The 26,735-nt window shown below is 45.9% G+C and carries 16 protein-coding genes, 1 tRNA gene and 2 pseudogenes; 10 read left to right on the top strand and 9 right to left on the bottom strand.

Going from position 1 to position 26,735, the window contains the following annotated elements; genetic code table 11:
- The 4 genes and pseudogenes from QUA36_RS04965 to QUA36_RS31280 form a co-directional block, all read left to right on the top strand.
- Positions 1-1,438: calcium-binding protein (locus QUA36_RS04965; RefSeq protein WP_333455923.1), on the top strand; the 1,438-nt coding region annotated here is incomplete at its 5' end.
- A 673-nt stretch (positions 1,439-2,111) separates the two neighbouring features.
- Positions 2,112-3,175: pseudogene (locus QUA36_RS04960) on the top strand (ISKra4 family transposase).
- A gap of 33 nt (positions 3,176-3,208) precedes the next feature.
- A pseudogene (locus tag QUA36_RS31285) lies at positions 3,209-3,633 on the top strand (DUF4915 domain-containing protein).
- Positions 3,630-3,794: a DUF4915 domain-containing protein gene (locus tag QUA36_RS31280; RefSeq protein WP_445251290.1), complete on the top strand. Its 165-nt coding sequence runs from the start codon at positions 3,630-3,632 to the stop codon at positions 3,792-3,794. The pseudogene QUA36_RS31285 and the gene QUA36_RS31280 overlap by 4 nt, the downstream one beginning before the upstream one ends.
- A gap of 37 nt (positions 3,795-3,831) precedes the next feature.
- Here the strand turns inward: QUA36_RS31280 and QUA36_RS04945 are convergent, their stop codons facing one another.
- From QUA36_RS04945 to QUA36_RS04920, 6 genes are all read right to left on the bottom strand, one after another.
- On the bottom strand, positions 3,832-4,731 hold the full coding sequence (locus QUA36_RS04945) for an ABC transporter ATP-binding protein (RefSeq protein WP_333455921.1): 900 nt from the start codon (positions 4,729-4,731) through the stop codon (positions 3,832-3,834).
- Between the two features lie 125 nt (positions 4,732-4,856).
- Positions 4,857-5,630, bottom strand: a complete 774-nt coding sequence (locus tag QUA36_RS04940; protein ID WP_333455919.1) for an ABC transporter permease — start codon at positions 5,628-5,630, stop codon at positions 4,857-4,859.
- 256 nt (positions 5,631-5,886) lie between these two features.
- On the bottom strand, positions 5,887-6,930 hold the full coding sequence (locus QUA36_RS04935) for a hypothetical protein (protein ID WP_333455917.1): 1,044 nt from the start codon (positions 6,928-6,930) through the stop codon (positions 5,887-5,889).
- Positions 6,931-7,436: 506 nt separating this feature from the next.
- Entirely contained in the window at positions 7,437-8,171 is a 735-nt protein-coding gene (locus QUA36_RS04930) for a hypothetical protein (protein WP_333161311.1), read from the bottom strand.
- A 318-nt stretch (positions 8,172-8,489) separates the two neighbouring features.
- Positions 8,490-9,515 (bottom strand): ABC transporter permease, encoded by a 1,026-nt coding sequence (locus tag QUA36_RS04925; protein ID WP_333455915.1) that lies wholly within the window; start codon positions 9,513-9,515, stop codon positions 8,490-8,492.
- A 208-nt stretch (positions 9,516-9,723) separates the two neighbouring features.
- Positions 9,724-10,068, bottom strand: coding sequence for a hypothetical protein (locus QUA36_RS04920; RefSeq protein WP_333161307.1), 345 nt, complete (start codon positions 10,066-10,068; stop codon positions 9,724-9,726).
- A gap of 634 nt (positions 10,069-10,702) precedes the next feature.
- Here QUA36_RS04920 and QUA36_RS04915 point away from each other — a divergent pair.
- Positions 10,703-14,116 (top strand): PAS domain S-box protein, encoded by a 3,414-nt coding sequence (locus tag QUA36_RS04915; RefSeq protein WP_445301416.1) that lies wholly within the window; start codon positions 10,703-10,705, stop codon positions 14,114-14,116.
- 185 nt (positions 14,117-14,301) lie between these two features.
- On the opposite strand, the gene QUA36_RS04910 is transcribed toward QUA36_RS04915, so the two are convergent.
- Positions 14,302-15,369, bottom strand: coding sequence for an ABC transporter permease (locus tag QUA36_RS04910; RefSeq protein WP_333161303.1), 1,068 nt, complete (start codon positions 15,367-15,369; stop codon positions 14,302-14,304).
- Between the two features lie 162 nt (positions 15,370-15,531).
- Entirely contained in the window at positions 15,532-16,665 is a 1,134-nt protein-coding gene (locus tag QUA36_RS04905) for an AI-2E family transporter (RefSeq protein ID WP_333161301.1), read from the bottom strand.
- 419 nt (positions 16,666-17,084) lie between these two features.
- Between QUA36_RS04905 and QUA36_RS04900 the strand changes: the two genes are divergently transcribed.
- Positions 17,085-18,872, top strand: coding sequence for an efflux RND transporter periplasmic adaptor subunit (locus QUA36_RS04900; protein ID WP_333455911.1), 1,788 nt, complete (start codon positions 17,085-17,087; stop codon positions 18,870-18,872).
- A 675-nt stretch (positions 18,873-19,547) separates the two neighbouring features.
- Here the strand turns inward: QUA36_RS04900 and QUA36_RS04895 are convergent.
- Positions 19,548-23,300 (bottom strand): chemotaxis protein CheB, encoded by a 3,753-nt coding sequence (locus tag QUA36_RS04895; protein WP_333455910.1) that lies wholly within the window; start codon positions 23,298-23,300, stop codon positions 19,548-19,550.
- 840 nt (positions 23,301-24,140) lie between these two features.
- Between QUA36_RS04895 and QUA36_RS04890 the strand changes: the two genes are divergently transcribed.
- The 4 genes from QUA36_RS04890 (at position 24,141) to QUA36_RS04875 (ending at position 26,536) form a co-directional block, all read left to right on the top strand.
- Positions 24,141-24,494, top strand: a complete 354-nt coding sequence (locus QUA36_RS04890) for a HEAT repeat domain-containing protein (RefSeq protein WP_333455908.1) — start codon at positions 24,141-24,143, stop codon at positions 24,492-24,494.
- Positions 24,495-24,556: 62 nt separating this feature from the next.
- A tRNA-Gly gene (locus QUA36_RS04885) sits at positions 24,557-24,628 on the top strand.
- A gap of 54 nt (positions 24,629-24,682) precedes the next feature.
- The gene (trhO, locus tag QUA36_RS04880) at positions 24,683-25,630 is read left to right on the top strand and encodes an oxygen-dependent tRNA uridine(34) hydroxylase TrhO (RefSeq protein ID WP_333161293.1); all 948 of its coding nucleotides are present in this window, start codon (positions 24,683-24,685) and stop codon (positions 25,628-25,630) included.
- A gap of 255 nt (positions 25,631-25,885) precedes the next feature.
- On the top strand, positions 25,886-26,536 hold the full coding sequence (locus tag QUA36_RS04875) for a glutathione S-transferase (RefSeq protein ID WP_333455906.1): 651 nt from the start codon (positions 25,886-25,888) through the stop codon (positions 26,534-26,536).
- Positions 26,537-26,735: the final 199 nt, after the last annotated feature.

Here is a 26,735-nt window from a genome sequence, read left to right as displayed (position 1 = left end):
TTCTACCTTGATTGCGAATCTGGGTACTGCTGCTAGCAATCTGGGAACGGCGGACTTTGTATTTACAGGTACGATCACGTCTTCTGATACTGGTACTTCTCCCACTGGTACTACTACCAGCTCCGGCAGCGTTGCTGATTTAACTGCTGCTGGGAACACTTACCCAACCGACTTTAACAATTTCGGTTCAGGTGCTGGCGGTTACAACTTCACCACTCCTGTCTTGTTTACCGGAAATGCTGATGCTAACAGCGTCACGGGTACTGAGTTTGCTGACATCTTCAGCGGCGGCAGCGGTGCAGATATTCTGACTGGCGGTGCTGGTGCGGATCTGTTTGTTTACAAAGCAACAGGCGAAGGCGGTGATACGATTACTGACTTTACCTCTGGGGTAGACAAATTCGAGTTTAGCGCGAGCGCTTTCGGTAATTTGACTACGACTAACTTTGACGGTGTTAGCGGTTCAACTCCTGACATTACTGGCAAAGAGTTCGTGATTTTCACAGGCGGCAGTTATGCCTCTTTGGAAGCTGCACAAGCTACAGCCCTGGGCAATTCTACAACTGCTGGTTTCTTCGCCTTTACTAATGGCTCAAACGAAACGGTGTTGTATTTTGACTCGAACGGTACCGTAGCCGGTGGTTCTACCTTGATTGCGAATCTGGGTACTGCTGCTAGCAATCTGGGAACGGCGGACTTTGTATTTACAGGTACGATCATCGCCTCTTCTCCCACTGGTACTACTACCAACTCAGGCAGCATTGTTGATTTAACTGCTGCTGGGAACACTTACCCAACCGACTTTAACAATTTCGGTTCCGGTGCTGGCGGTTACAACTTCACCACTCCTGTCTTGTTTACCGGAGGTTCTGGTTCTAACAACGTCACGGGTACTGAGTTCGCTGACATCTTGAACGGGGGATCGAGTACTGATATTTTAGTCGGCGGTGCGGGTAACGACAGCATCTCCGGCGACGATGGTAACGACAATCTCTTCGGCGGCGCGGGTAGCGATACTCTCAACGGCGGCATCGGGAATGACACTTTATACAATGATGCGGGAACCGATGTTCTCAACGGTGGTGCTGGTGCGGATGTGTTTGTGTTCAACGGAACTGCTGCTGGCGGCGGGGATGTAATTACCAGTTACAGCATTACTGATGATCGAATTGATCTCAACAGCACTGGTTTTGCAGCCTTTACAACCGGATCTGGATTCTTGTCGAGTTTCTACGCTTACAGCAGTACAGTGTCTGATGTAACTGTGCTTGAAGCCACTTTGACCGGGCCATCGATCATGGCTATCTACGACAGTTTGTCTGCATCTACTAAACTGTATTACGATAGCAACGGTTCTACGGTTGGTGGTAACAGTTTGTTTGCTACTGTCGATGTCGATTTGGGAATTTCCGGTAATTCTGAATTTTTCTTGTTCTAAACGACAAGAATCCTAATTGGGATATCGAGGGTACGGATGGGGACACGGTAATGCCGTGTTCCTACAAGATACGGGTGAGGACACAGCCATGCTGTGTCCTTTTTTTGGTAATTGTTATACCATTTTTTTAACTGTAGTTTAGACTAAAAAATGATTGCAGCCAAAAGCAGCCGCCTTTGAACCCACATTCCGCAGATGTGGGTCGGATTTTTTTACAGCACTTCCGGATGTTATGAGGTACAGTAGCAGCAATTAGTAAACCAGTTTTTAAGATGTTTCGGATTAATTAAGTCAAGAGCCACAGCAATTATGGTGTCAACCATTTTAGTGCTGGTTGGTGAAAACTGGATCAATAAAAATTTGAGTTGCGACCACCATAATTCAATAGGATTAAAATCAGGAGAGTAGGGGGACGAACACAAGATAGAAGCACCCACTGCTTCAATCTACTGGCTTAATTGAATCTACTTTATGCACTGGTAAGTTATCCATCACTACTACTGCTCCCGACCACAATTGTGGCACTAAACATTTCAAGGGTAAATACCTCAAATGCTTGGCTATCCATCGAGTTGTCAATGGGAGCATCCCGATTTTGTAAAAGTGCTATCCAGAGAGGATAATAGGTAGAGCGTCAACAGAAGCGTGAACTGCATTTGTAGGAGGAGTGGCTATGACCCCTGAACAGAAGGAGCGTTTAAAAGCTTGTGCTGCTGAGATTGCCGAGATTATGTACACAAATACTCCGGTCTCAGAATTATCAAGTCTGGAAACAATCGAAAAGCATATTCGAGAGCAATGGCTAGAATTAGTCGGGCCGGAGGTTGGTTTTTTTTATCAAACAGGCAACCGGAACAGAATCAGGACGGTCTCGCACAGTAAAAAGCTGCATCGGTAAACTAATAATTACTGAAAAACAAGCCGAAAAATTGGGAGTGAAAAAATCTACTCGTTTAGCTCCATTATTTGAAAAATGCTGCCTCCATCAGGTGGCTAATCTCTATTATGAGAAAGCTGAGAGTGAAATAGAAGCCCAGACGGGAGTGCACATAGGTCACACTTGTTTACACCGATTAGTGGAAAAGCAAGAATGGGCGTCCAGAATAGCTACTTCGGAGGTAAAGAAACCAGTGTGGATGGGGGGAAAGTGCGTCTGAGAAAAGAAGAGGGAGAGGGCAGTCACTGGCTTGACTATAAGGCTGTGCGACTGCACGACAGTTATTACGGGGCATTTTTTCTTGAGAATCAAGCGTTAATTAATTATGTGGACAGTCAGCCTTTATCAGAGGTACTAACCTGTTTGAGAGATCGCCCCGTGATGGCATTTGGAATATCATTGTCCAGTTGAATCCTGACGGGGCGCGGCGGGAAATTTTAGATTGGTATCACTTAGTTGAAAATCTATGTAAGGTCGGTGGCTCGTTGAAGCGTCTGGCGCAGGGTAAGGAGTTTTTGCGGCAAGGACGAGTCGAGGAAACCATCAATTTATTTAAGTCTTGCCGTCAAAAACAAGCCCAGAACTTTTGTGCTTATTTGGAGAAGCATCGCCGACGAATTGTTAACTACGGGCAATTGTCAACACAAAAGGTTTGCTCCATCGGTTCGGGAGCTGTAGAGTCGGCAGTAAAACAAATTGATAGAAGGTTGAAAATTTCAGGAGCGCAGTGGTTGATGAAAAATGTCAATCAAATGCTTAAGCTTCGGTGCGCCTACCTTAACGGATCAATATCCGTTTGATGCTCAAAAGCGCAAAACCGGGATGCTTCCGATATCGACATTCACGATATCGCTGTCGATAAAAATAATCAAATCCTTTTTATTAGCACTTTGTTTAATTGTATCGTTACTTTGAGCGATCGCCACAGTTGCAAACCTCTCTGGAAACCAGGTTTTATCTCACAATATATAAATGAAGACCGCTGTCACCTCAACGGTTTGGCAATGGTGGGGGGGAAGCAAAATATGTCACAGCGTCGAGTCAGTCGGATGTGGTGGATGGCTGGCGCGATCGCCGACAAAACAGCGGTATAGTTATTGATATCGAATCTAATGAGATTATCGTCACAGGATTGTCAATGCCGCACTCACCGCGCTGGTATCAAGACAAGTTGTGGTTGCTGAATTCGGGGAGAGGGGAATTGGGTTATGTGGATTTAGATACAGGGAAATTTGAGCTGAGGCTCGCTGTGGTATGATGGCGATCGATTTGACGAATGGGGCGATCGTTCACTGGTTGCGGTTTGAAGGAATTGTCACGGAACTCTATGATGTGCAGGTGATTCCCCAAGTGCAAAAGCCTATGGCTCTAGGTTTTCAGACTGAAGAAATTGCTCAGTTAATTACTTTGGAACTTTAACCGCAGATGGTGGCGGATGTACGCGGATGGACGCAGATTAGGATACAGTTTGTTTGGTGACTTCGACATAAATATGTTCTAACCGCACCGGATACCGAGCAATTGAATCAATAGAAATCCCATCGAACAGCAGAATAATCTCTTTTAATTCTAAACGTTCCGGCAGCCAAAAAGCCAAATCGCTACCGTAGCGACGGGGGATGAAACTGTATTGTTTAGCGCGGGCGATAACTTCAGCTTCTTCGTCGGTTTTTACCACGATAATTTCTTGAGCAGGAATCAGTTTTTGCAACTCTTCTAAACTGCCCTCAGCCACAATACTGCCATTCTTTAAAATCCCAATTCTCTGACACAGCCGCTCAGCTTCATCCAACAAGTGAGTTGTTAGCAAAATTGTAATTCCTTGCGATTGCAATCGCTGAATTAACTCCCAAATTTCATAGCGTGCCTCAATATCTAAACCCGTTGTGGGTTCATCTAAAATTACTAATTTAGGCTGGTGTACCAAAGCTACCGCAATATTTAAACGCCGCTGCATTCCTCCGCTCAAAGTTTCCACCGGGCTGGTAGCTCTATCTGTCAAATTTACTGCTTTCAAACAGTGTCTTACTTGATAGCGGCGCTGTTTGCGCTCTAAGCCGTAAATTTGAGCAAAAAAGTTGAGGTTTTCTTCACAGCTAAGGCTTTTGTAAAGCAAATTTTCTTGGGGCGCTACCCCTATTAACAATTTTGTAGAGTCAGAAACAGGTTCACCATTGATAGAAACTTGGCCACTGTCGGCATTTAGCAAATTACATAAAATATTGATAGTTGTAGTTTTGCCCGCCCCGTTTGACCCGAGCAAACCGTAAATTTCTCCAGATTGAATGTGCAGTGTTAAATCTTTAAGCACTGAACGATCGCCATAGGACTTATTTAGCTTTTCTATTTGCAGCACTGCTTTAATTCTCCGTATTATTTTATATATTTACGGTTGTTTCTAAACGATTAAACCGCACAGAGCGCAGAGGGCGCTGAGTCGGAGAAGAGAGAGATGAATAATTACGACATAATGAGATAGTTTTAAAGTCTTCTTTCTACTCTCAGCATCCTGCGGTAAGAAAGCCATCCACCTGCAATCATGGCAATAGAAAATATCAATAAATACCAAAAGTGTTCTGCAATATCAGCCAAATCTTTGCCGTCAGCCCACACGCCCATCAGCGCTTCGTTCATGTGATAAACTGGATTATACTGGGCGAGATCTAGCAGACTTTTTGGAAACAGCGAAGTTGGCAAAAATGCGCCTCCTAAAATCAACAAAGGAACGCCGAAAGCTGCTACTAGCGAGTTGACATCTTCAGTGCGGCTCGCAAACTGGGTGCCGAGAATAAAGCCTACACCTACATAAGATACAATACTCAGCAGAATAATCGCACATCCTAACAAAATAGAGCCTTGAAATTGCGCTCCTAAACAAGAGGCGATCGTGTATACTAAAATTACTTGACCGATGCCGATGCAACTGTGAGCCAGGAAAATCCCTAAAAAGTAGGAAGTACCGCTCAGCGGGGAAATAAACAAGCGTTTGAGGGTATGCTGTTCTCGCTCTGCTACTACTGTTGCTACGCTACCACCGAGACAGCTAAAAAATAAAGCTGCTCCTACTAAGCTTGCAGGTGCAGCAACTTCAAAGGCTTTTGCTGTGGTGAGATTAGCGCGTTCTTTTAAAATTAAACCGTTAATTACCAAGATAGAAACTGGAAATATACTCCACAAGACTAAGCTGCGTCGCCGCCTCCCCAATTCAATTAAAATCCGCTGTGCTACTGCGAGCGTTTCGTACCAGTATTTCATAAGAAATCTATTAGTATTGTGAGAATTGGGAATTGGTGATCACGCCACCGGATATCATACCATAGAGATGCAAATAAGTTTAACTCTCAATAAAAAACCCGCCGACGCGGGTTTTGATTTTAGGGGCATAGGTTTTAACACCAGTAAAAAACAAGAATGGAACTGTAACAACTTCCAAACCCATATCGAATCAGTTATTCCAAATCGAAAATCGAAAATCGAAAAGGGTATAACTTGCCGCCCTCTGTCGCTGATCTCAATTAATACTAAAGTTCTTACCTCTGTAGCATCCTTGAAAAGAAGTTAAACTGGTGCCGTTTTTCTGTTCCAATTTAGTCACGAGGGAAGAAGTATTGGAACTTTCAGCGGTAGCACCCCACTTGTAGATAAAGTCGCCGAGATTGTCTCCGGTTTCTTCGTAGCTGTGCTCTTCTACCGGAATTCCCGAAACTCCTGAAACAGTTTGGTTGTGGTATCCGTTAACGATGATTTTTTCGATAACTGCGCCCGGTTCTGCAGTAATGTTCCATTGCACGGGTTCGTAGGCTGAAAGTGCGAGAATTATTGGCTTGTTGCGACGTTCTACTTTGACTTCGATCGCCCTTTTTGATAAATCTAGGTTCTTGTGATCCGCATTGGCTTCGTAAACGCCTATTAAATGAAGTTCTTTATTTCCGCTTGAGGAACCGATATAAGCTGAAAAATCGTCGGAACCGCCAAGCCCGCAGTTGGCGCCAGAACTAATGGGGGAAATAAAAGCAGCTTTTTCGGCTAGTTTCTGCTGCACAGTTGGCACTACCCACAATCCGGTTCCGATGCCTAAAGCACCTATCAAAGCAGCCGCGATACCGAAAGGAAGGGCATTTGTCAGGTTGCGAACAACTGGTTTGGCTGTTAGTTGAGATAGCGTTTGCTGCCAATTATTACCAGTTTGTCGATCGGCATTCCCGCCATCGAGACAGGCCAATAAACCTAAACTTTCCGGCTGTTCGAGCAGACTTTGAACTGTTTTCCCTTCGCCGACGTAGAGATTTCTAGTTTCGGTGTCTAAAAGCAGCCAGTAGCGATCGCCCTCGCCGAGGTTGTACTCTTGTACCGCAGGATCGACTAAATCGTGCTGCAAAAACACCAGCCAAGCCATATTATTGCCAGTGCCGACAGTTTTGCCGTCGCTGGAAATAAGTTGGTCGATGTCGGACTCCCAGCGCCAAGCTACCCAGCGACTATCTCCTCGATAGCCGAGGGATTTTTCAAGTTGCGGATGAGCGGTTATTTCTAAGCGTTGAACTAAGTTTGACACTAGATGTCCTCCTCAAGTGCGATCGGGTCTAGAGCAATTTTGTTCCAATTTATTAAAACAAATATTTTGCTCATCAAGAGCCTCCGAATAATCGGGTTAATTTTGTCTCGCTAATGTTATCAGCCGGTACTTTCCAAACCACACTGGCTTAACAAAAATATGCCTGTTTAATGGTTTAGCTTGAGAACTTGGAGCTGGCAAGTACCCGCCTGGTAATAATTTTAACCTGTGCTGATAACTAATCCTGTTACGGATTAAAGCTAGCTATCTATCACTACTTCTACCTGGTTGTCCAGTTTTGAAAGAGTGCTTGGCAGATAGCGCCTACAAGTTCTTAGCTTAACTTCTATTTCGCTACTCTGCTACAAAATATGCCGATCGCACCTAAGAGCTATATTAAGCAGGCAAATAAATATTCCGGCTTTCTCGCGGGTGAAATATCCCTGAAAAAGAGAACGTTTCCGAGAAACCCGGTTTCTGTGAAGAAAGTTCTGACACTTCACCGATTACTGGCGGGGGCCATCAATCGCATCTCTAGTCGGTGCCACACCTCCAGGGCCAAAGGAACTCGGCGGCACTCTCGGAAGATTGAGATTGGGATTGGGAACTAAATCGCTGTTGCTGTCGCCAGCAGTTCCGCCCGTGGGAGAGGCAGTATTATTGGGACTGGTACTCGGCGAACTTCCCGGATTGAGATTATTCTGATTGGTATTCGGCGAAGTTCCCAGACTGGGATTATTGGGAGTGATATAGGGCGCACTTCCCGGATTGAGATTATTGGGATTGGTACTCGGTGAAGTTCCCGGATTGGCATTGGGAGTAGCTGCAGGCGAAGTTCCCGGATTAGCATTGGGAGTACCTGCGGGCGAAGTCCCCGGAGTGAGATTGTTGGGATTGTTGGGATTTGCCGTGCCTGCAGGAGTAGTTATCGGGGTACCGGCCCCATCGATGGTGATGGCGTTGGGGTTCGGGGGAGGAGGCGGAGGAGTGGCTGCATTGCGGTTATTTGCAGGAGCATTGCCCGCAGCAGTGTTTTGGGGATCTGCGTTGGTGCCGCACAAACTGGCTAAATCAAAAGTTGTGCCGCTTGGAGTTTCGATGAAGCAAATCGGCACATTTACTTGGGGGTTTGAGGCTCTGGGAAAATCGGCTGTTCCCGGCATGGGACGGCTAAAGGCAGCTTCAGCCATCAATGGGGTCAAGGCAGCCGATAGAGCGGCGATTGTTCGCAATAATCTCATCAGCGTTTCCTCAAATGTATAATTTTATTTTCTCCAGTATTGCCCATAAACTGCCAAGTGTCGTCACTCTAAAAGCCGATCGATCTTTTTGAGAACTGCTTCTACAGGGCCACCGCTAGCTGAAACATCTGGCCCAGGCAGAAAGGACAGGTAGAAAAAGCCGATAAGCTAATCCGCCTTTAAATTGCATTGTCAAATAAATTTTCACTCTTGTGGGGAGTACGGGTTGGACATCCTGCCCGCCCTCAAAATACAATTTAAATGCACAACAGCTTAGTGACGCATTCGCATATCCGTTGCCCTTCTTCCTTGATATTTTTAGTAGCGAATTCGCGGATCAACGTAAGCATTCAAAATATCAATTACAATGCTGGCAATTACGACAATTGCTGCAAAAAACACCACAATACCTTGAACAGTTGGATAATCCCGCAAGCTAATCGCTTCGTAAAGACGATTTGCCAACCCCGGCCAAGAAAAAGTAACCTCTGTTAAAATTGCACCGCCCAACAGTGCAGCAAAAGTCAATCCTAAGACAGTAATCACCGGAATTAGTGCATTTTTCAGAGCGTGAGCCCATAAAATCTGGAATTCGGGAATGCCTCTAGCTCTAGCTGCTTCGACATAATCTGCTTGCAAAGTTTGCTTGAGATTCACTCTGACAATGCGCTCGAAAATGCCACTCAAAAGAATCCCCAACGTTAAACTCGGAAGGGCCAAATAATGCAAAGATGTGAGAAACTGACCAGGGTTAGCGCTCAGGAGACTGTCAATAGTGTATAGTCCTGTGTAGCCTTCGGGGGCGGGGAATGTCACGGGAAAGCGAGTTCCCAAGGGAAACCAGCCCAACTGCACTGCGAAAATCAACTGCAAAACCATGCCGGCCCAAAAAGCGGGCAGCGAGTAAGTGATAATGCCAAACAAACGGCCTGCAGCATCGAAAATACTGTTGGGGCGAGATGCTGCTAAGGAACCGATACTGATGCCGACAATTAAAGCTATGGCCATGCTACAAACTGCTAATTCCACTGTAGCGGGGAAATAATCTCCGATAATTTGCCACACGCTTTGTCCGCGAGTTGTGATGGATGTTCCCAAGTCGAAGCTCAACAAGTCTTTCATGTATTTGAGATATTGCTCCCACAGGGGTGCGTCGAGGCCGAGTTGAGTTCGCATTGCTTCTTTGGCGGCTGCGGGAGCTCGTGAGCCGAGAATGGCATCTATGGGGTCGCCCGGAGTAGCCCGCAACAATAAAAATACTGCTGTGGTGATTGTCCACAACATTAGGGGTGCCAGAAGCAAGCGGACAAAAATATAAGATTGCAGGGCTTTGGAACGAGACATAATATTTGGGAATTGCCAATTGCGAAGTCATTAGTCATTAGCCAGATGTTGAAGGCATCAGGCAGATGGAAGGTAGAAGCTGGAAGAAACAGATATTTTATATCTGCGACTTCCGTGCCGCGAATCAGGGGAATTGGGAATTGCTAATAGACTGTTGAGTGGATTTTTGCGAAAAAGTCGATCGACTTTTTCGCAATTCCCGATTTTTCTATTCGCCCAGCAGCGATTCAAATGCAGCTTGCAAAGACTTGATATCGCCTACTCTGGCTACTAACAAGTTTTCGCTGCCGGCATCCCGCAGCCTGTGTCTCCAATACTGGATGCTATCGGAATTGTTCATCCAGAAACTAATCACGGTGTCTACAACTCGATCGACATCCCAGCCGCGGTTAGGAGAAACTGTCTCTACGGATGCCACAAACGCATCGAGAGTACACTTCCGGTTTGCCAAGTATTCTACACCGGACTGCTGCTGTTGTTGCAGCAATTCTTGCTGCTGGTTAAAAAATGTTAAAGTTGGAGATACGCCCAGGATTTCAAATGTATAGTTCATGTCATCCTCCAGAAGTATTATTTTGCCAAAAGATCGATCGTCCAAAAAAGCCAAAAACGCTTTACTTTGCGGCCCCCAATGAACTGCAGATGTTTCAATTATCCTATGAGCGCTCGATCGGGATTTTGGTCGATTATCTTATTAATAGCAAATTTTCTAACAGTGGATTGTCACATAATTTACATTTGTCCTGGCACTGTAGAAAAAAGAAAAATCAAATTTTTATTAAGCAGGGGTAAGGTGGGCATCCGCACCCGGAGGAACTGATACAGTTTTAGATTTGAGATTTTAAATTTTAGATTAAAGAATAAAATAATTGGGAATGACTGATGACAATCAGGGTTGGAATCGCGGGTCTAAAATTGCATTTTTTCTAACCTGGTGTGACTTTTTGGCCGCGAGTCCCCAGAGCGATCGCCACATTCACAGAAGTAGTGGCATGATTAATATTACAAGTTTTTACAGTAGCCGTGGAAACCTCAGCCAAGTTTTGAGTAGGCGGCTACCGCACTTCACTATTCCTGTACAAATTTGTAACTTATATTATCTAGGGCATCTTTTAAACGACAAAGGATAGGCAAACCCGGTAGGTGTCACAATATTGATGTTATTGAAAAGTCTGAACAGTTGTCTGATGAAAAGCTCGCCCAAGATGTCACTGAGCCTAGTTTTGTTGATACCGCTGGTGGTGCAAATCTCCGTAGCAGTCGGCGTGACTGGATGGCTGTCGTTTCGCAACGGCCAGAAAGCTGTCAATGACCTTGCTACGAGGTTAAGCTTGGAAGTTGCAGCGAGGACGAAAGAAAATTTCCGCAGTTTTGGGGATGTGTCTCATTTATTCCTGCAAATGAATACTGCTGTGATCGCCTCTGGAAACTTAGACCCGGAAGACTTCCCCAACTTAGAGCGCTATTTGTGGAACCAGACGAAGCTGAGCGATCGAAATACAACCATCTACTACGGCGACGAACAGGGCAGATTCCTCTTGCTCAAGCGAGAAGCAGAAGACTTAGTATACATCAGAGACGAATCAACCGCTCCAAACCGCGAAATTTATCGCCTCGACAGCCAAGGAAATCGCACTGAGCTAATCCAAAGCCTCCCCTATGACCCCCGTACTAGACCGTGGTACCAAGCTGCCAAACAGTCAGGAAAAGCCACTTGGTCTCCCATCTACGTCTTCGCAGCCTCGCCAGTTCTCGGGATTACGCCGGTGAGGCCGATCTACAGCCAAACGGGTAGCCTGCAGGGGGTACTGGCAATTGACTTGACTCTTTCTCAAATCAGCGATTTTCTCAAAAGCATCAAAATTAGCCCGTCGGGACAAGTTTTTGCGATCGAACGCAGCGGGAAAATAGTCGCCAGTTCCACAGACGAATTGCCCTTTGTCACCGGCCAAGACGGACAAGAACGGCTGTTGGCGACACAGAGCAAAAATTTGCTAATTCGATCGGCTTCCACATACTTGCAAGAACGATTTGGTAGTTTTAAACAAATTGACAGCCAAGGACAGTTTACCTTCGAGATAGACGGCAAACGTCAATTCATTACCGTTGCTCCCCTGCAAGACGGCCGCGGCCTCGATTGGCTGATTGTAGTCGCAATCCCGGAAGCCGACTTTATGGAGCAAATTAACGCCAACACTCGCACAACTATCTTATTGTGCTTTTTTGCCTTCGTACTGGCGATCGTTCTCGGAATATTTACCTCTCGCTGGGTTGTCAAACCGATTACCCGATTGCTGGAAGCTTCCAAAGCTTTAACAAAAATGTCGGAATCATCCGACTTCACCTCCCCAGAATTAGACGGTCAAGTCGAAGTTCAAGGAGTCAAAGAAATCGGTCTCCTAGCTCAGTCTTTCAACCAAATGGCCAGACAATTGCGATCGTCTTTTGTTGCCCTAGAACAAACCAACTCTAGTTTAGAACAGCGAGTAGCAGAGCGGACTGCCGAACTCGAAGCTGCAGAAGCAGAATTGCGGGCTTTGTTTGCAGCTATGAATGAATTAATTATAGTTGTGGACACCAGCGGTCGCTATTTAAAAATCGCGCCCACAAATCTTTCTCTGCTCTACAAACCAATCGAAGAATTAGTTGGCCAAACAGTCACAGATGTGTTTCCGCAAGCTACATCAGACAATTTTCTCAAGCACATCCGAGCAGCTTTAGATACTCAGCAAACTGTCAGCATCGAGTACGATTTAACCATTGACGACCGCGAAGTTTGTTTCGCAGCCAGCATTTCACCGCTTTCAGAAGAATCCGTCATTGTGGTAGCCCGCGACATTACCGAACAGAAGCGAGCCGAATCAGCGCGACGCCAAAGGCAAAAACAATTGCTCAAACAAAATACGGTTTTGGTAGAATTGGCAAGAAATAAAGCGCTGTATCGAGGCGATTTGCAAGTAGCTTTGAGGCAAATCACCGAAGCTGCCACTCATACCCTAGATGCAGAAGGAGCCACAGCGTGGTTGTATGACGAAAGCCGATCGAAACTGCAATGTCTCGACCAATTTAGCAGCAGCAACCAGCAGCATTCCCAAGGTGCCGAACTGACAGCAGCAGACTATCCAGCTTATTTTAAAGCTTTGGAAGAATACCGGACGATCGCAGCCGATGACGCTCTCTCAGATGTTAGAACCAGAGAATTTGCCGAATCTTACTTTGCACAAGTGGGTACTACATCAACCTTAGATGCGCCGGTGCGGCTGGGAGGACAAACAGTCGGAGTCATCTGTATCGAACAAGTGGGAACTCCTCGCAACTGGACCTTAGAAGAACAAAATTTTGCTGCTTCCCTGGCAGATTTGGTATCATTGGCGATCGAAGCCAGCGAGCGCGATCGTACACAAAGCGCTTTGCGTCAAGCAGAACAAAAATATCGCAGCATCTTTGAAAATGCAGTCGAAGGCATTTTTCAAAGAACCCCCGAAGGCCACTTCTTGAGCGTAAATCCAGCTTTAGCCCGCATCTACGGCTACGCCACTCCCGAAGAATTGACATCAAATCTCACAAACATCAGGCAGCAAGCTTACGTCAATCCTCAGCAGGGCGACAAGTTTATGCGGGTGATGGAAGAATTCGGAGAAGTTTCGGGGTTTGAGTCAGAAGTTTACCGCGTTGACGGCAAGGTAATTTGGATTTCCGAAAGCGCGCGTGCAGTGTGCGACGCCAATGGCAAGGTACTCTACTATGAAGGCAGTGTTGAGGATATTAGCGATCGCAAAGTCTTTGAATCCGCCTTGCAACTCGCCCTAGAAGCAGCCGAAGCCGCTTCCACCGCAAAAAGCGCATTTTTAGCAAACATGAGCCACGAACTGCGAACACCTCTGAATGCCATCATCGGCTACAGCGAAATGCTCCAAGAAGAAACCGCAGAATTGGGTTACGATGAACTCATCCCCGATTTAGACAAAATCCGCTCTTCCGGCAGACACTTGCTATCGCTAATTAACGACATTCTCGACATTTCTAAAATCGAAGCCGGTCGCATGGATCTTTACTTAGAAACCTTCGACATCGCCGCCTTGATTAAAGAAGTCGCCTCCACCGCCGCGCCGCTAATTGAGAAAAACGGCAACACTCTCAACTTAGACCAAATTAGCAATATCGGCACTATGCACGGTGACATTACCAAAGTGCAGCAGATTTTATTGAATTTGCTGAGCAATGCCGCCAAATTCACTCAAAACGGTACAATTACCCTCACAGCCAGCCGCGAAAAAATTTCGGGCGACAGCAGCGAAGCGAGACCAGAAAACACTTCTGAACCTGCGGCAAGTTATCAATCTTCAATTGCTAGTAAAGAATTTTTAGTTATTAATTGTACAGATACAGGAATTGGGATGACTCCCGACCAGTTGCAGCACATTTTCCAACCCTTTACCCAAGCAGACGCTTCCACCACCCGCAAGTACGGCGGCACTGGTTTGGGACTAGCAATCAGCCAGCGTTTTTGCCTAATGATGGGCGGCAATATTTCCGTAAAAAGTCAGGAGGGTGTTGGTTCTACTTTTACGATCTGGTTGCCAGTTAATGTGCAAAATTAGGGTGCGTAACTGTTACACCCGCTAAGCCTGGGAACTATAAATTACTAACTCCCAATTATATCAAATCCGTTAGCATCGGAATAGTAAATTCGAGTTGACTGTTGACGGTTGACTGTTGACGCCGTGAACAGTCAACCGTGAACAGTCAACCGTCAACATCATAAGGAGTGTAACCGGAAATGATATTACCTTTGAATGCTTCTCGGATCGAGAGCATCTCGCAACCCATCCCCCAATAAATTAAACGCCAAAACTGTCAAAATAATCAGTGTTGCCGGAGGCCAAACCAACCAAGGTTGCAACACTAAAATTGAAGCATTAGTAGACAGGGATAGTAAATTCCCCCAAGAAGGATCTGGCTGTTGAATCCCCAAGCCAATTAAACTCAAAACCGACTCCGCCACAATAAAACCCGGAACCGCCAAAGTGGCAGAAATAATTACGTAAGTTGCAGTTTGCGGCAACACGTGGCGGACAATAATATAAATTGGGTTGGCGCCCATTGCCCGCGCCGCTTGCACGAATTCTCGTTGTTTAATTGACAGTACCTGACCGCGAATCACCCGCGCTAAACCCGCCCAATTGATAAATGAAGTAATCAGCACAATCAATATAAATCGCTGAGCACTTGTCAATCCCGGTGGCAATACTGCTGCTAGCGCTACTAATAAATAAAGACCGGGAATCGTCATCAATACTTCGGCAAAGCGCATTAAGATACTGTCAATCCAACTACCGAAATAACCAGATATGCCTCCGATCAACAATCCCAAGGGGAAAGAAATTGCTATTCCTACTAAACCGATGCAGAGGCTAATTCTGCTGCCGTGGACTAAGCGACTGAATTGATCGCGAGCTTGTTCATCGGTGCCTAAAATGTTAATTTGGCCTTCTCCTGTAGTACCAAACAGGTGCCTGTCAAAAGGCAAAATTCCTAAAAATTTATAGGGGGAAGCTTTGACAAACAAACCGACAGCAGAGGGTTTTTGCCAGTCTACTATTACCTCGCGAGCGCCGGTATCCGCCTCCACTGGGCCCTGAGTAGTCGGATAAACGTGGGGCCCGATAAATCGCCCGTCTGGGGTGGTTAAATAAATCTGAGTCGGCGGCAGTAATGAACCGTTTAATAGAGAGTCATAGGGGTCGTAAGGTGCCACAAATTCGGCAAAAAGTGCGACTGTATAAAAAATTAACAGTAGCACGGCTCCTAAGCGAGCTAGAGGATTTTTTCTAAGATTTTGCCACCATTTCATAATTTTTTAGGTTTGAGATTTTTAGTTGGTTCGTAGTAAAGACTAAAGTTCTTAAAGTTCTTTGTAGAGACTTTAGTTTTTTTTAAATGGACTCAGCAGCCAAAACTTAATTCCTGAATTATAAAAGTTTTCATAACTGAATTACTTACTACAAAAACTAGACTACTTTTGTTCATCTGCTACCAAGATTATTCTACTTTCTTCTTCTGATATTTTCCCCAATTCCTCGCCGCTAAAAGGATTGTAGAAAAACGAGCCTGTTTGCGGCGGCAATTTGGGATTGAGTACAATTTCTACTATACTTTTTACTACCCCACTTAGCGGAATTGCCAGGATAACTCCTAATAACCCTCCCACTCTGCCTCCTAACAGCAAAGCTGTGAAAATAATTACCGGGCTCAATCCGGTGAGATTGCCCATGATTCGGGGAGCTACTAAATTATCCTTGATTTGCTGGAGACCGATCGCCACTACCAACACTTGCAGCGCCAGCCACCAATCAATAAACGCTACAATTATACTAACAGTGCCAATTCCCAAAGTTGCTCCAATAAACGGAATTATTTCCGTCAATCCTATAAATACCGCAAACAACAGAAAAAACGGAACTTGCAGCCACCAAAAAGCCAGACTCAACGAGAGGGCCATAAATAGTCCCAGCAATAACTGTCCCGATACGAATCGCTGGAGGTTTCGCTGCAAAGTCTCTGTTAAAACATAGCGAATGTCTGGGGAAAAAATGCTGGTCAAACCCTGCCACACTCTTTGCCCGTCTAGGAGCATATAAAAGGAAATTACCACAATAAAAATTAAGTCCAAAAACCAGTTAACAGTACCTACAACTAAGCCTAAACCCGTACCGGCGATCGCCTGGACTTGTCCCTGGACTCTAGCTGACAGTTGCTGCTCCAATATTTGCACGTCAAACGGTAAATTGCGATCGGCACTCCAGGCTTGAAATTCACCTAGCTGCAGCCGCCCCGACTCCAGCAATTCCGGCAACCTCACCCCCAACTGGCTCGCTTGGTTGAACACCGGCGGCACAATAGTTAAACCAATTACTACTACTATCACACCCGCAGTTAAATAAACCAGCCCTGCTGCTACTCCCCGTGGCAAAAATACTTGCAGTCTTTTTACTGCATAATTTAATAAAAATGCAATGAGTCCCGCGGTTACTAAAATGCTGACCAGTTCCCCAACATAGCTGATAGCAGTTAGGGTAAACCATCCCGTTACTAGCACTAGCAGCCAAGTAATTAGAAACTGTTGGAGGGGAGAAAAGAGACTATTCATTTTGATTTTTTTTAAATAAAGTCGCACAAATTTTTTAAGAGTTGTGCCGTATTATACAGTAAACACATGAGAGTATAGGTTACGAATAATCAGTTCAAGATTAGACTGACTTTTCTGAGCATTGATAGATAGGTGATGCCCAAGCCACTTGGGGAGAGACAATGCCAGCCCGATCGACCCCACGCTGGGGAATCACGCTCATATTCAGTATGCCCCAGAGGCAGATCAAATTAAATGTCATCGAACAAACTTTGATCAAAGTTAATCAAAATCGCCATTGTAGGGTGAAACGCCGCCACACTCACCCAAAAGGAGGAAGCGTTAATCCAGAGGCCCTCCGCTACAATGAACTAAATAATATCGTAATCTTTCTTTACAATATACAAAAGCACAGGCTCATACTGGCGAGAGGAACTACCGTGACTAATCAAGTTTTTTCAGAAGCCGAAGAAAAGCAACCCCTTCCCCCCGTGGAGAGCGGGCGCGACAGGAACTCAGCAGTGGATGTAGCTGAAAGTGAAGTCTCAGACAACTCTCGCTGGCAATTCTCCGCTGACGAAGATGAACGAGAAGTTGCGCTGGAAGTTCCAGAAATCGCGGCAGAACAAGTTTGGGAACCAGAAGCAACTGAAGTTGGGCCCCGCAAAGAAATCAGGTGGCCTGCCTTGTTGGCGGGCGCAGGGATTGGTGTGGCTGCAACGTTGCTAGCAGTAAACTTGACTGGGGGGAATCAGAGTTCGCCTCCTGCCGCTCCAATTCCTCCGGTAACTCAGCAGGCGACGGCTCCGACTGTGACAGTGGCGCCTGTGGAATCTGCCCAGGTGGGTGAAACTCTGGAAGCGACGGGCACCGTAGCAGCCTATGACTTGCTGCCAGTGTTGCCACAAGCCAACGGTTTGCAAATCAAGCAGGTGTTGGTGAATGAAGGGGATGTGGTAGAAAAAGGTCAGACGATGGCGGTTTTGGACGATTCGGTGCTACGATCGCAAATTGCCGAAGCGCTGGCGGGAGTACAATCGGCCAATTCTACCGTAGAACAAGCCCAAGCTCAGGTACAGCAAGCCGAGTCAGCCCAACAAGAAGCCCAAGCCGGCGTTGCTCAAGCCCAAGCTGGCGTTGAAAAAGCCATCGCTGACGCAGCGCAAGCCAAAACAGGCGTCGGGCAAGCAAGGGCCGGTGTGGAACAAGCTAAAGCCGGTGTCACTCAAGCTAAAGCCGGCATTGCCTCCGCTCAGGCTAAATTAGATCAAGCTCAAAGAGAAGTAAATCGCACCCAAGATTTGGCTGCTCAGGGAGTAATTAGTCAGCAAGATTTGGAAAGGCGAAAGACGGAACGGCAGACTGCTGTTCAAGATTTGAACAAAGCTAAAGCTGACTTGAATACAGCTTTGCAAGAACAGAATAAAGCAGCCGAAGAAGTGCAATCTTCTATTGCTAGAGTAGCTACTGCTGAAGCTAATATCAGTACGGCTAGAGCGGCTCTCGCCAGCGCTCGTGCTAAAGTGAATACGGCCGGAGCAAGTGTCAGCAGTGCCAGAGCAAATGTCGGAAATAACGCAGCAAGTGTCCGCAGCAATGATGCACAAGTCAAACAGTTACAAACTCAACTAGAACAAACAATTGTTCGAGCACCCGATAGCGGCACTGTGGCTGAAAGAATTGGTCGAGTTGGCGATGTTTCTTCGGGAAGTCAAAAACTATTTTCGATTATTCGGGGCAACAAGCTGGAACTACAATTGAAAGTACCGGAAACTCAGATTTCGCAAGTGCGGCCGGGAACAGCAGTGCAAATTACTTCGGATTCTGACAAGCGGATTAAGTTGTCAGGAACTGTGCGAGAGATTTCGCCGGTAGTTGACACGCAAAATCGGCAAGCTACGGTGAAGATTGATTTGCCGACAAGCGAGTTTTTGCGATCGGGAATGTTTTTGCGCGCATCCATTTCGACGACAACGGCTCAAGGTTTGAAAGTCCCTGCTAAAGCTATTTTGCCGCAACCTGACGGCAGTTCTCTGGTTTATAAACTTGTGGGCGAGGACAAGGTGCAGGCTCAACCTGTGGAAGTTGGGGAAATTTCTGGGGGTGCTGTGGGCGATTTGACTGCTGCTAAGGTGGTGGTTAAAAAGGGTTTGAAGGCGGGCGATCGGGTTGTTATTACTGGGACTGGTTTTCTTAAGGATGGCGCTGAGGTTAAGGTTGGTAAATAGTTATTGGTTAGGGTTATTTAGAGTTAGGGTTATTTAGAGATGATTGCCTTTTTTTTACCGCAGATGAAGGCAGATAAACCCCGATGAACGCAGATAACCACTTCCAATATTTCGATTACGCAGGTCTACGGGCATTGCATAATTAAAGCGATGATATTGAGGTTAATCACCCCCTGATAGTGGATCTATTGATAACCAATCGTGGCGATAGAATTCATTTAGGATCTTAGCTCATAAGCTGTTGCACATTTAAACTGTGAACTAAAATTTGATAAAGTTCTTGTGGGGAGTAGGGGTTGGGCGTCTCGCCCGCACAAAAAATACGATTTAGATGCACAACAGCTTACTCATTTTTTATGAGACCCCGTAGAATCTGATCCCCCCTAACCCCCCTTAATAAGGGGAGTAGGGGGTGGGACAAGATTCTTCTCAAAGTCAACCCCTACTCCCCTTATTAAGGGGGATTTAGGGGGATCGAGATATGTGCAACTTCACCTTAAATGGGTATCAGGAGATAAGATTAGAAATAATATCAATTATTGTTGCGCCGGAATGATATCAAATCCGCGCTTCATCGACCTGATAAAGTCGCATCAAGCTGCCAACAAATATAGCGAATTTTCACTTTTTTGACCCCTAGTCAACAGTCAACAGTCAACAGTCAACAGTCAACAATCATTGGATATCTGTTCGTAGCGGCAGCCTGACGGTAAAGGTTGCCCCTTGTCCCTCACCCGGACTTGTTGCAGTAACAGTACCGCCGTGGAGTTCTACTAAATGACGGACGATCGACAATCCTAGCCCCAATCCAGAGTCTCTGCGAGAGTAGCTACTATCCGCCTGACGGAAGCGATCGAACACATAGGGCAGAAAATTAGGGTGAATACCCTTACCAGTATCGCTAACTTGGATTTGAGCCATGCCATCGATGTAGTCTAATGCGATTTCAATTCTTCCTCCGGCTTGGGTGAATTTAATCGCGTTTGAAAGTAGATTCCACACTACCTGTTGTAAGCGACTTGGATCGCCCAAAATCTTTGGTTTTAAAGGACTTAGCCTGGATTCAATTTGAATATTTTTGGCTTCTGCGGCGAAACGAATTACCCCGATCGCATTTTCAATCAGTGGATTGATCTCAATTTCAGAAGCATTGAGCCGAAATTGGCCTGTGGTAATCCGCGAAACGTCTAATATGTCATCGATGAGCTGGTTTTGTGCTTTGGCGGCGCGCTCGATCGTTTTTAGCGCCTCCTGGGTTTTACCCTTGTCAAATTTTTTCAGGCGCAGCAACTGTGCCCAGCCAATCATTGCATTGAGCGGCGTCCGCAGTTCGTGAGAGAGGACGGACAAAAACTCATCTTTGACGCGGTTGGCCTCCTCAGCAGCCGCACGAGCCGATTGTTCTTGAATCCGAAGGCTGCGTTCTGTCTCCAACTGTCTTTGCTCGGTGATATCCTCGATCGCCAACAGAATCATATGTGTATCACCCACCGGAGGCATTTTGCGCCCATTGAGTCGCATTATTTTATGCCCGATCTCCTCAAAGTCATGCTCGACCTCAAAATTTTGAAACTGGGGATTACCTGCCAGAATTTCTTTGAGGAGCGATCGCAACTTGGGAATATTCCACTGTCCATTACCCAGATCGAACACTGAGCGGTGCTCTGTTTCGCTCGGCGCCACCTGAAACGTTTCGTAGAAAGAACGATTGGCCGTGAGCGCCTGCAGGTTGAGATCTAACACTAGCAACGGTTGCACCACCGTATCCACGATCGTTTCGGCGTAATTTTTCGCTTCCATCAAATGCTGGGCGCTCACTTTTAGATCGTTGATATCAACCAGCATCAGCACAACCCCATCAATCTTGTGGTCGAGCGTCCGGTAGGGTCGAATGTGCAGATCGTACCAACGACCGTCTCGATCTTGAACCTCCTGAACTTTCATATTGAGCGTGCGGATCACGTCTAAAATTGGTTTCTCTAAGTCCGGTATCAGCAACTTGTGAGTGATGTCGCTGAAAGACCGCCCGACATCGCTAGAAATCAAGTTGAAGATACCTTCGATTGCGGGAGTAAACCGGCGGATTCGCAAATCGCCTCCCAGCATCAGGATCGGAATATTGATGCTGGCCAGCAGATTCTCTAAATCGTTGCTCACCTGAGTGGATTCAAGATTGCGCCGCTGCAATTCGTCATTAATCGTGTTGAGTTCTTCATTGGTTGCCTGAATCTCTTCTTTCGCCGTTTGGAGCTCCTCATTCATGCTTTGCAACTCTTCGTTGCTCGACAAAATCTCTTCGTTGGCGGCTCTCAAATCTTGATTAGCGGCTTGATGTTCTTGGACGATCGCTCCGAGATGTTCTTTTGTAGTTTTCAGTTCCTCTAGCAGCCTTGCAATCTCCTGATTTTCAGTCTGTGAAGGATCAGTTTTGACTCTACCATCGTCAGCAGCAGGTCTTGCAGAGATCGGAAACTCGTCTTGAAACAACACTAAAAAATAGTCTTTTGGCACAGCGCCGGCTTGGAATGGAATCACATTAATTCCGATTTGCCGGATGATCTCGCCCTCTTCAACTTCCAAGCCGGCCCGTGCGATCGATTGCTTCTGCCGTGAGGCTTCTTGAATTGCAGTTGCCAGTTCCAAGCGCAATCCTTCTTTTGCCATTCTCAGCAAGTTAAAGCTCGCCCTACCGGGAGCCAGTTTTAGGTAGGGATTCGTCTGTCCTCGAAATTGCAGAATCTCGCTGGCTGTGTTAATCACTACCCCGACAGGGGCATAGTGATTCAAAACAATGCGATCGGCCTCTTTGTCAATTTCGATTTCGTCCATTTTTTCCGTTTGTTGCGGTGGAGCGTTGGGGGGTGTCAGAGGATAGCTGCTAGCATTTAAATCCATGCTGAGCCAATGCGATAGCTGTTTTTTAGTATAAATTTTATTCTTTTTGTCGAATAGCGCAAACAATTCTGAAAACTCACCAACCGTTTCCGAAGTGCCTAACAGCAAAAAGCCCCTGGGCCCAAGCCCATAGTGGAACATTGGCAGCAGTTTTTTCTGCAACTGGGGTCCCAGATAGATCAGCACGTTCCGACAGGTAATCAAATCCATCCGGGAAAATGGCGGATCGCCGATCAGGTTTTGTCTAGCAAAGACGCAGAGTTCCCGCACGGGCTTAGCGATTTGGTATCCGCCCTCGACTTCGACAAAGAACCGATGTAGGCGTTCGAGTGAAATATTGGTGGCTTGTGCGTGGGTATAAAAGCCAGTGCGGGCGGTCACGATCGCATTTTCGCTGATGTCTGTGGCATAAATCTGAATCGGCAGGTTAATAGATCGAGCTGCTAAAAACTCTAGCAAGCAGATGGCCATCGAGTAAGCTTCTTCACCCGTTGAACAGCCGGCAATCCAAATTCGGATCGGTGTTTTCGGCGATTTATCTTTGACGATTTCGGGAAAAACATTGCTGCTTAAGGCCTCAAAGCTTTCGGGGTCGCGGAAAAAGCTGGTGACATGAATTAAGACATCGTGATACAGCGCCGTTACTTCTGTCGGGGTGTTTTGGAGATATTCGGCATAATCTTCGATCCGTTCCAGCTTGTAGAGGAACATCCGCCGATGTATCCGCCGCATCAAGGTGGTCTGCTTGTAGTAAGTAAAGTCAACTCCTGTAGCCGCCCGCAGCAAACTGTAGATAATGGCGATCGCATCTTTACTGCTGATCGCTCCTTCGCTGGTGATCGCATCTTTACTGGTGAGCGATTCTATCAAAGGCCGATCGCTCATGTAGGGATGACTGCTGATCTCTGCTATTTTCTGGGCAATTTGTTTCGGTGGCAAGATAAAGTCTACCTGACCCGTAGCCGCCGCAGTATTCGGCATACTGCTAACTTGTGCTGTGTCTTCACATTGGGCAAAAGTAATACCGCCCGCGGGCTTAATCGCTTTTAACCCTTGGGCACCATCGCTGTCGCCCCCGGACAAAATGACGCCGATGGCTTTGTTCCCCCGTTCTTCGGCGAGGGAAAACAGAAAAATATCGACGGACATAAATACGCCCTTTCCTCTGCCGCGAGGCGTTAGCTTCAGCACTGATTGATCGACGATGGTCATGCTGGCATTCGGGGGAATAACGTAGACCTGATTCGGTGTTATCACCATCCCATCTGTCACCTCATGCACGGGCATCTGGGTCGATCGAGCCAGAATCACACTCAATACACTTCCGTGACTCGGCAACATATGCTGAATTATTACAAACGCCATGCCGGTATCGATCGGCAAATGGCTCAGTAATTCCATAAAGGCATCCAATCCACCTGCAGATGCTCCTATTCCGACTACAGGAAATAAGTCGTTTTGATTGTTCTGCTTTTGAGCAGTTTTGATACCAGCTTTAGGTCGAGATTTCTTGAAATACTTATTACGACTCATTTTTTTGACGAGATATATTGCTAGCGGCGTATTATAGTTATTTTGCTTGTGTATTTTTGATATATATATATATATATATATATCAAAATGAATAAATGAGTCATCTACCTGCCGATATAATCTCTACGCGAACTCTGTCGGTGCGCTCAAGCGATTTTAAAATCCTTATTTTGGAGTTCCCTTCCCTAGTGGGGGACAAGATTGAAACGGGAAATCCCTTATAAATTGTACTAATTGTACTGTTAAGAGTAAAGAATCAGTGAACTTTCCCGATTCTGCGATCGTAGCAATTCTATGAATGTTTGCGATCGAGTGGAGTTCCCTAAATGCCGCAACTCATCAATAAACTGCCAACCGGAATCTTTTGGACTCTTCTCAAGCAACAGAACACCATACAGAACCGTAATTAATCTCGTTTTTATGCAGGTTGTGGCGATTAAGAGGGGGATAGCTTCGCTTCACGCAAATTCGCTACCGCCGCGTCGATATAAATTATCTCTGGATTATTTTTTTGACTCATTCATCACTGCTTGCTGGGGCATTTTTACCTTTTGATTCCTTTCCCGATTATCGTCGATTAGCGGTTGCCAATATTGATCAAATTCAGCAATTACTTTCTGAACTTCTTCTGGTGTTGAAGTTTGAGGCTGTTAATTTGCAGGCACAATCTCATAACAGATTTTTTTTTTATTTTCCCAAAATCCGGCAATTTGTGCTAAAATCTTAAAGAAAAGTAACAAAAATATATTTTAATTGACTTAGAGAAATTAGGGAAATCCAAGCAGCGCTGCAAAGTTCGGATTCTCAAGACAGGCTGCCGGGGGTAACGGCTGTGAGAAAGTGCGACTCTGCGGTGGTGCGATCGAGGTTGGTGAGGAAAGTGAAGGATGGGGAGTTTATGGTGCGATGTTCGTGGCGATGGGATGGCGGCAGACTCAAAGTGCGGAAGCTTTGGCGGCGCTGTTAAACATGATGCAGTTCGATCGCGATCGGAATGTGCCTGCAGAAGCCGCTAACTCTTTGTCAATGTTCGGAAGCGAGGCGATTGCTCATTTCGTGGCAGCTTTTCGTCGCGATGACAATTTGCTCGTCCGCCACAGTGCATGGCTCGGCTGTGCGATCGGCTGCCGCCCAAAATTGATTGTCAAAATGCTATACTCAAAATCAGAAAATAGTTGTATAATGTTTTTCTAGTCGTTTTTTACCGCTGCGCCTCCCAAGTCAAAAAAGGTGAAAACAGGTAAAAAACACTAAGCGCGGGCGTAATTCAGTGGTAGAATGTCAGCTTCCCATGCTGAACGTCGTGGGTTCGAGTCCCACCGTCCGCTTTGACTGAATTTTCATAGAATTATGAAAATTAATTAGTGCTATCAATTCAATCTATGGCTTATTTCTTAACCGCTGCTTTATATAAGTTCGTTGAACTACCTGATTTTGCTGAGCTGAAAGCACCGCTACTCGATTGTTGCAACAACAACAACGTCAAAGGCACTATCTTGCTAGCTCAAGAAGGCATTAATGGCACTATCGCAGGCTCGTCCGAGGGCGTACACGCAGTGCTGGCATTCTTGCGTAGTGACCCGCGTTTTGCGGATCTGGTACACAAGGAATCTTTCTCGGAAAAAGCACCTTTTTACCGCCTGAAAATACGCTTGAAGCGCGAAATCGTCACGATGGGAGTACCGGACATTAATCCCCGCCTCATGGCTGGCCAATATGTTAAGCCTGATGAGTGGAATAAGCTGCTTGACGATCCCGATGTTGTCGTGGTTGATGTGCGTAACGATTTCGAGGTATCTATGGGTACTTTTGAAGGCGCTATTAATCCCAAAACAAAAAGCTTTTCTGAGTTACCTGAATGGGTGCTGCGAGAAACTGCTTTACGCAATAAACCCAAGGTGGCAATGTTTTGCACGGGTGGTATTCGCTGCGAGAAATCTACTGCTTTTTTGCGTACTCAAGGTTTTGAGGAAGTCTATCATCTCGAAGGCGGGATTTTAAAATATTTGGAAACAGTACCGGAAGCAGAAAGTCGTTGGGAAGGTGAATGTTTTGTGTTTGATGAACGGGTTTCTGTTGGTCAGGACTTAAAGCCGGGAAACTATGAACTTTGTCGCGGTTGTCGTCACCCGATTAGTCAGGAAGATAAGGCTTCTGAATTATTTGTACTTGGTGTGAGTTGTCCTCATTGTCATGACTCAAAAACTGAAACTAAAAAACAAGCTTTATCTGAACGTCAACGTCAGATTGAGCTTGCTAAGCGTCGCAACCAAGTACATATAGGCGCGCGCTACGATGCGAAGGAAAAAGTAGATGAGGCCTGCGACTAATAGTATTCACTAAGCTCAAAGAAACCCGGTTTCCACGAAAAATCTTGTTTCGCGACAAGAAATCTACGAAGAAATGGGGTTTCTGACCCGAAAATCCCGATCGTGCGATCGACTAATTATATCGTTTCCGGTTTCATCGGAATAATAAAATTGAGTCAAAGCTTAACACTCAACCATTCAGTTTTTCGACCCGCCCGTCAACAGTTAACAGTCAACAGTCAACACTAATTCCGGTGCAACCGGAATTGATATTATATGTTAGCAACATACCCGATTTTGTATTCCTTTCGCCGCTGTCCCTATGCTATGCGCGCGCGCTTGGCCTTGATGGTTAGCAATCGGGTGTGTGAGTTGCGGGAAGTTGTTTTGCGAGACAAACCACAAGAGATGTTGGAGGTATCTCCCAAAGGTACAGTACCAATATTGATCGATGTTGATGGGCGGGTACTGGATCAAAGTATCGATATCATGTTGTGGGCATTGAGACAATATGATCCTAAAAAATGGTTGATGCCACAGCAAGGTTCTCTTACAGAAATGCTGGAACTAATTGCTCTATTTGATGATAGGTTTAAATATCATCTTGACCGTTATAAGTACCCGGATCGCTATCCCGGTGTTGATGCCCAAGTACATCGTTATGAAGGTTCTTTATTCCTGGAAAAACTCAACTCACAGTTAAGTGCCACTAAATATTTATTTGGTAACAATGTAGCATTGGCTGATATGGCGATCGCACCTTTTGTTCGTCAATTCGCTCATACAGATCCAGCTTGGTTCAACGAACAGCCTTGGCCACCGCTACAAGCTTGGTTAGCAGAGTTTACAGACTCTCAAATTTATAGCAGTGTTATGCAGAAATACCCGAAATGGGAATCCGGTAATGCAGGCGTTGTTTTTCCTTGATCGTAAGTAGGTATTCTTATTCGCTGCCCGGATATTTATTGAATACCAAAATGTTAGTTACCATGCTAAACTTATTGTTTTCCGAATAGATGATTGACTGTCATTTGACTAAAACAGCGAGGCAGGCGAAAATCGCATCTTGCTAATTTTTTTAAGGTGAAAGGATGTACTGTATTCTAGTAAGTATTGTCAGGCTAAA

It is taken from the genome of Microcoleus sp. Pol10D4 (assembly GCF_036701555.1).
In the GTDB taxonomy this organism is placed as follows: Bacteria; Cyanobacteriota; Cyanobacteriia; order Cyanobacteriales; family Microcoleaceae; genus Microcoleus.
This window is presented reverse-complemented; position numbering and strand designations above follow the sequence as displayed.

Bases quoted from the DNA above. Each gene is read 5' to 3' on its own strand.
- QUA36_RS31280 (WP_445251290.1), top strand. From the start codon at position 3,630: ATGATGGCGATCGATTTGACGAATGGGGCGATCGTTCACTGGTTGCGG.
- QUA36_RS04940 (WP_333455919.1), bottom strand. From the start codon at position 5,630: ATGAAATACTGGTACGAAACGCTCGCAGTAGCACAGCGGATTTTAATT.
- QUA36_RS04930 (WP_333161311.1), bottom strand. From the start codon at position 8,171: ATGAGATTATTGCGAACAATCGCCGCTCTATCGGCTGCCTTGACCCCA.
- QUA36_RS04925 (WP_333455915.1), bottom strand. From the start codon at position 9,515: ATGTCTCGTTCCAAAGCCCTGCAATCTTATATTTTTGTCCGCTTGCTT.
- QUA36_RS04920 (WP_333161307.1), bottom strand. From the start codon at position 10,068: ATGAACTATACATTTGAAATCCTGGGCGTATCTCCAACTTTAACATTT.
- QUA36_RS04915 (WP_445301416.1), top strand. From the start codon at position 10,703: ATGAAAAGCTCGCCCAAGATGTCACTGAGCCTAGTTTTGTTGATACCG.
- QUA36_RS04910 (WP_333161303.1), bottom strand. From the start codon at position 15,369: ATGAAATGGTGGCAAAATCTTAGAAAAAATCCTCTAGCTCGCTTAGGA.
- QUA36_RS04905 (WP_333161301.1), bottom strand. From the start codon at position 16,665: ATGAATAGTCTCTTTTCTCCCCTCCAACAGTTTCTAATTACTTGGCTG.
- QUA36_RS04895 (WP_333455910.1), bottom strand. From the start codon at position 23,300: ATGAGTCGTAATAAGTATTTCAAGAAATCTCGACCTAAAGCTGGTATC.
- trhO (WP_333161293.1), top strand. From the start codon at position 24,683: ATGGCTTATTTCTTAACCGCTGCTTTATATAAGTTCGTTGAACTACCT.
- QUA36_RS04875 (WP_333455906.1), top strand. From the start codon at position 25,886: ATGTTAGCAACATACCCGATTTTGTATTCCTTTCGCCGCTGTCCCTAT.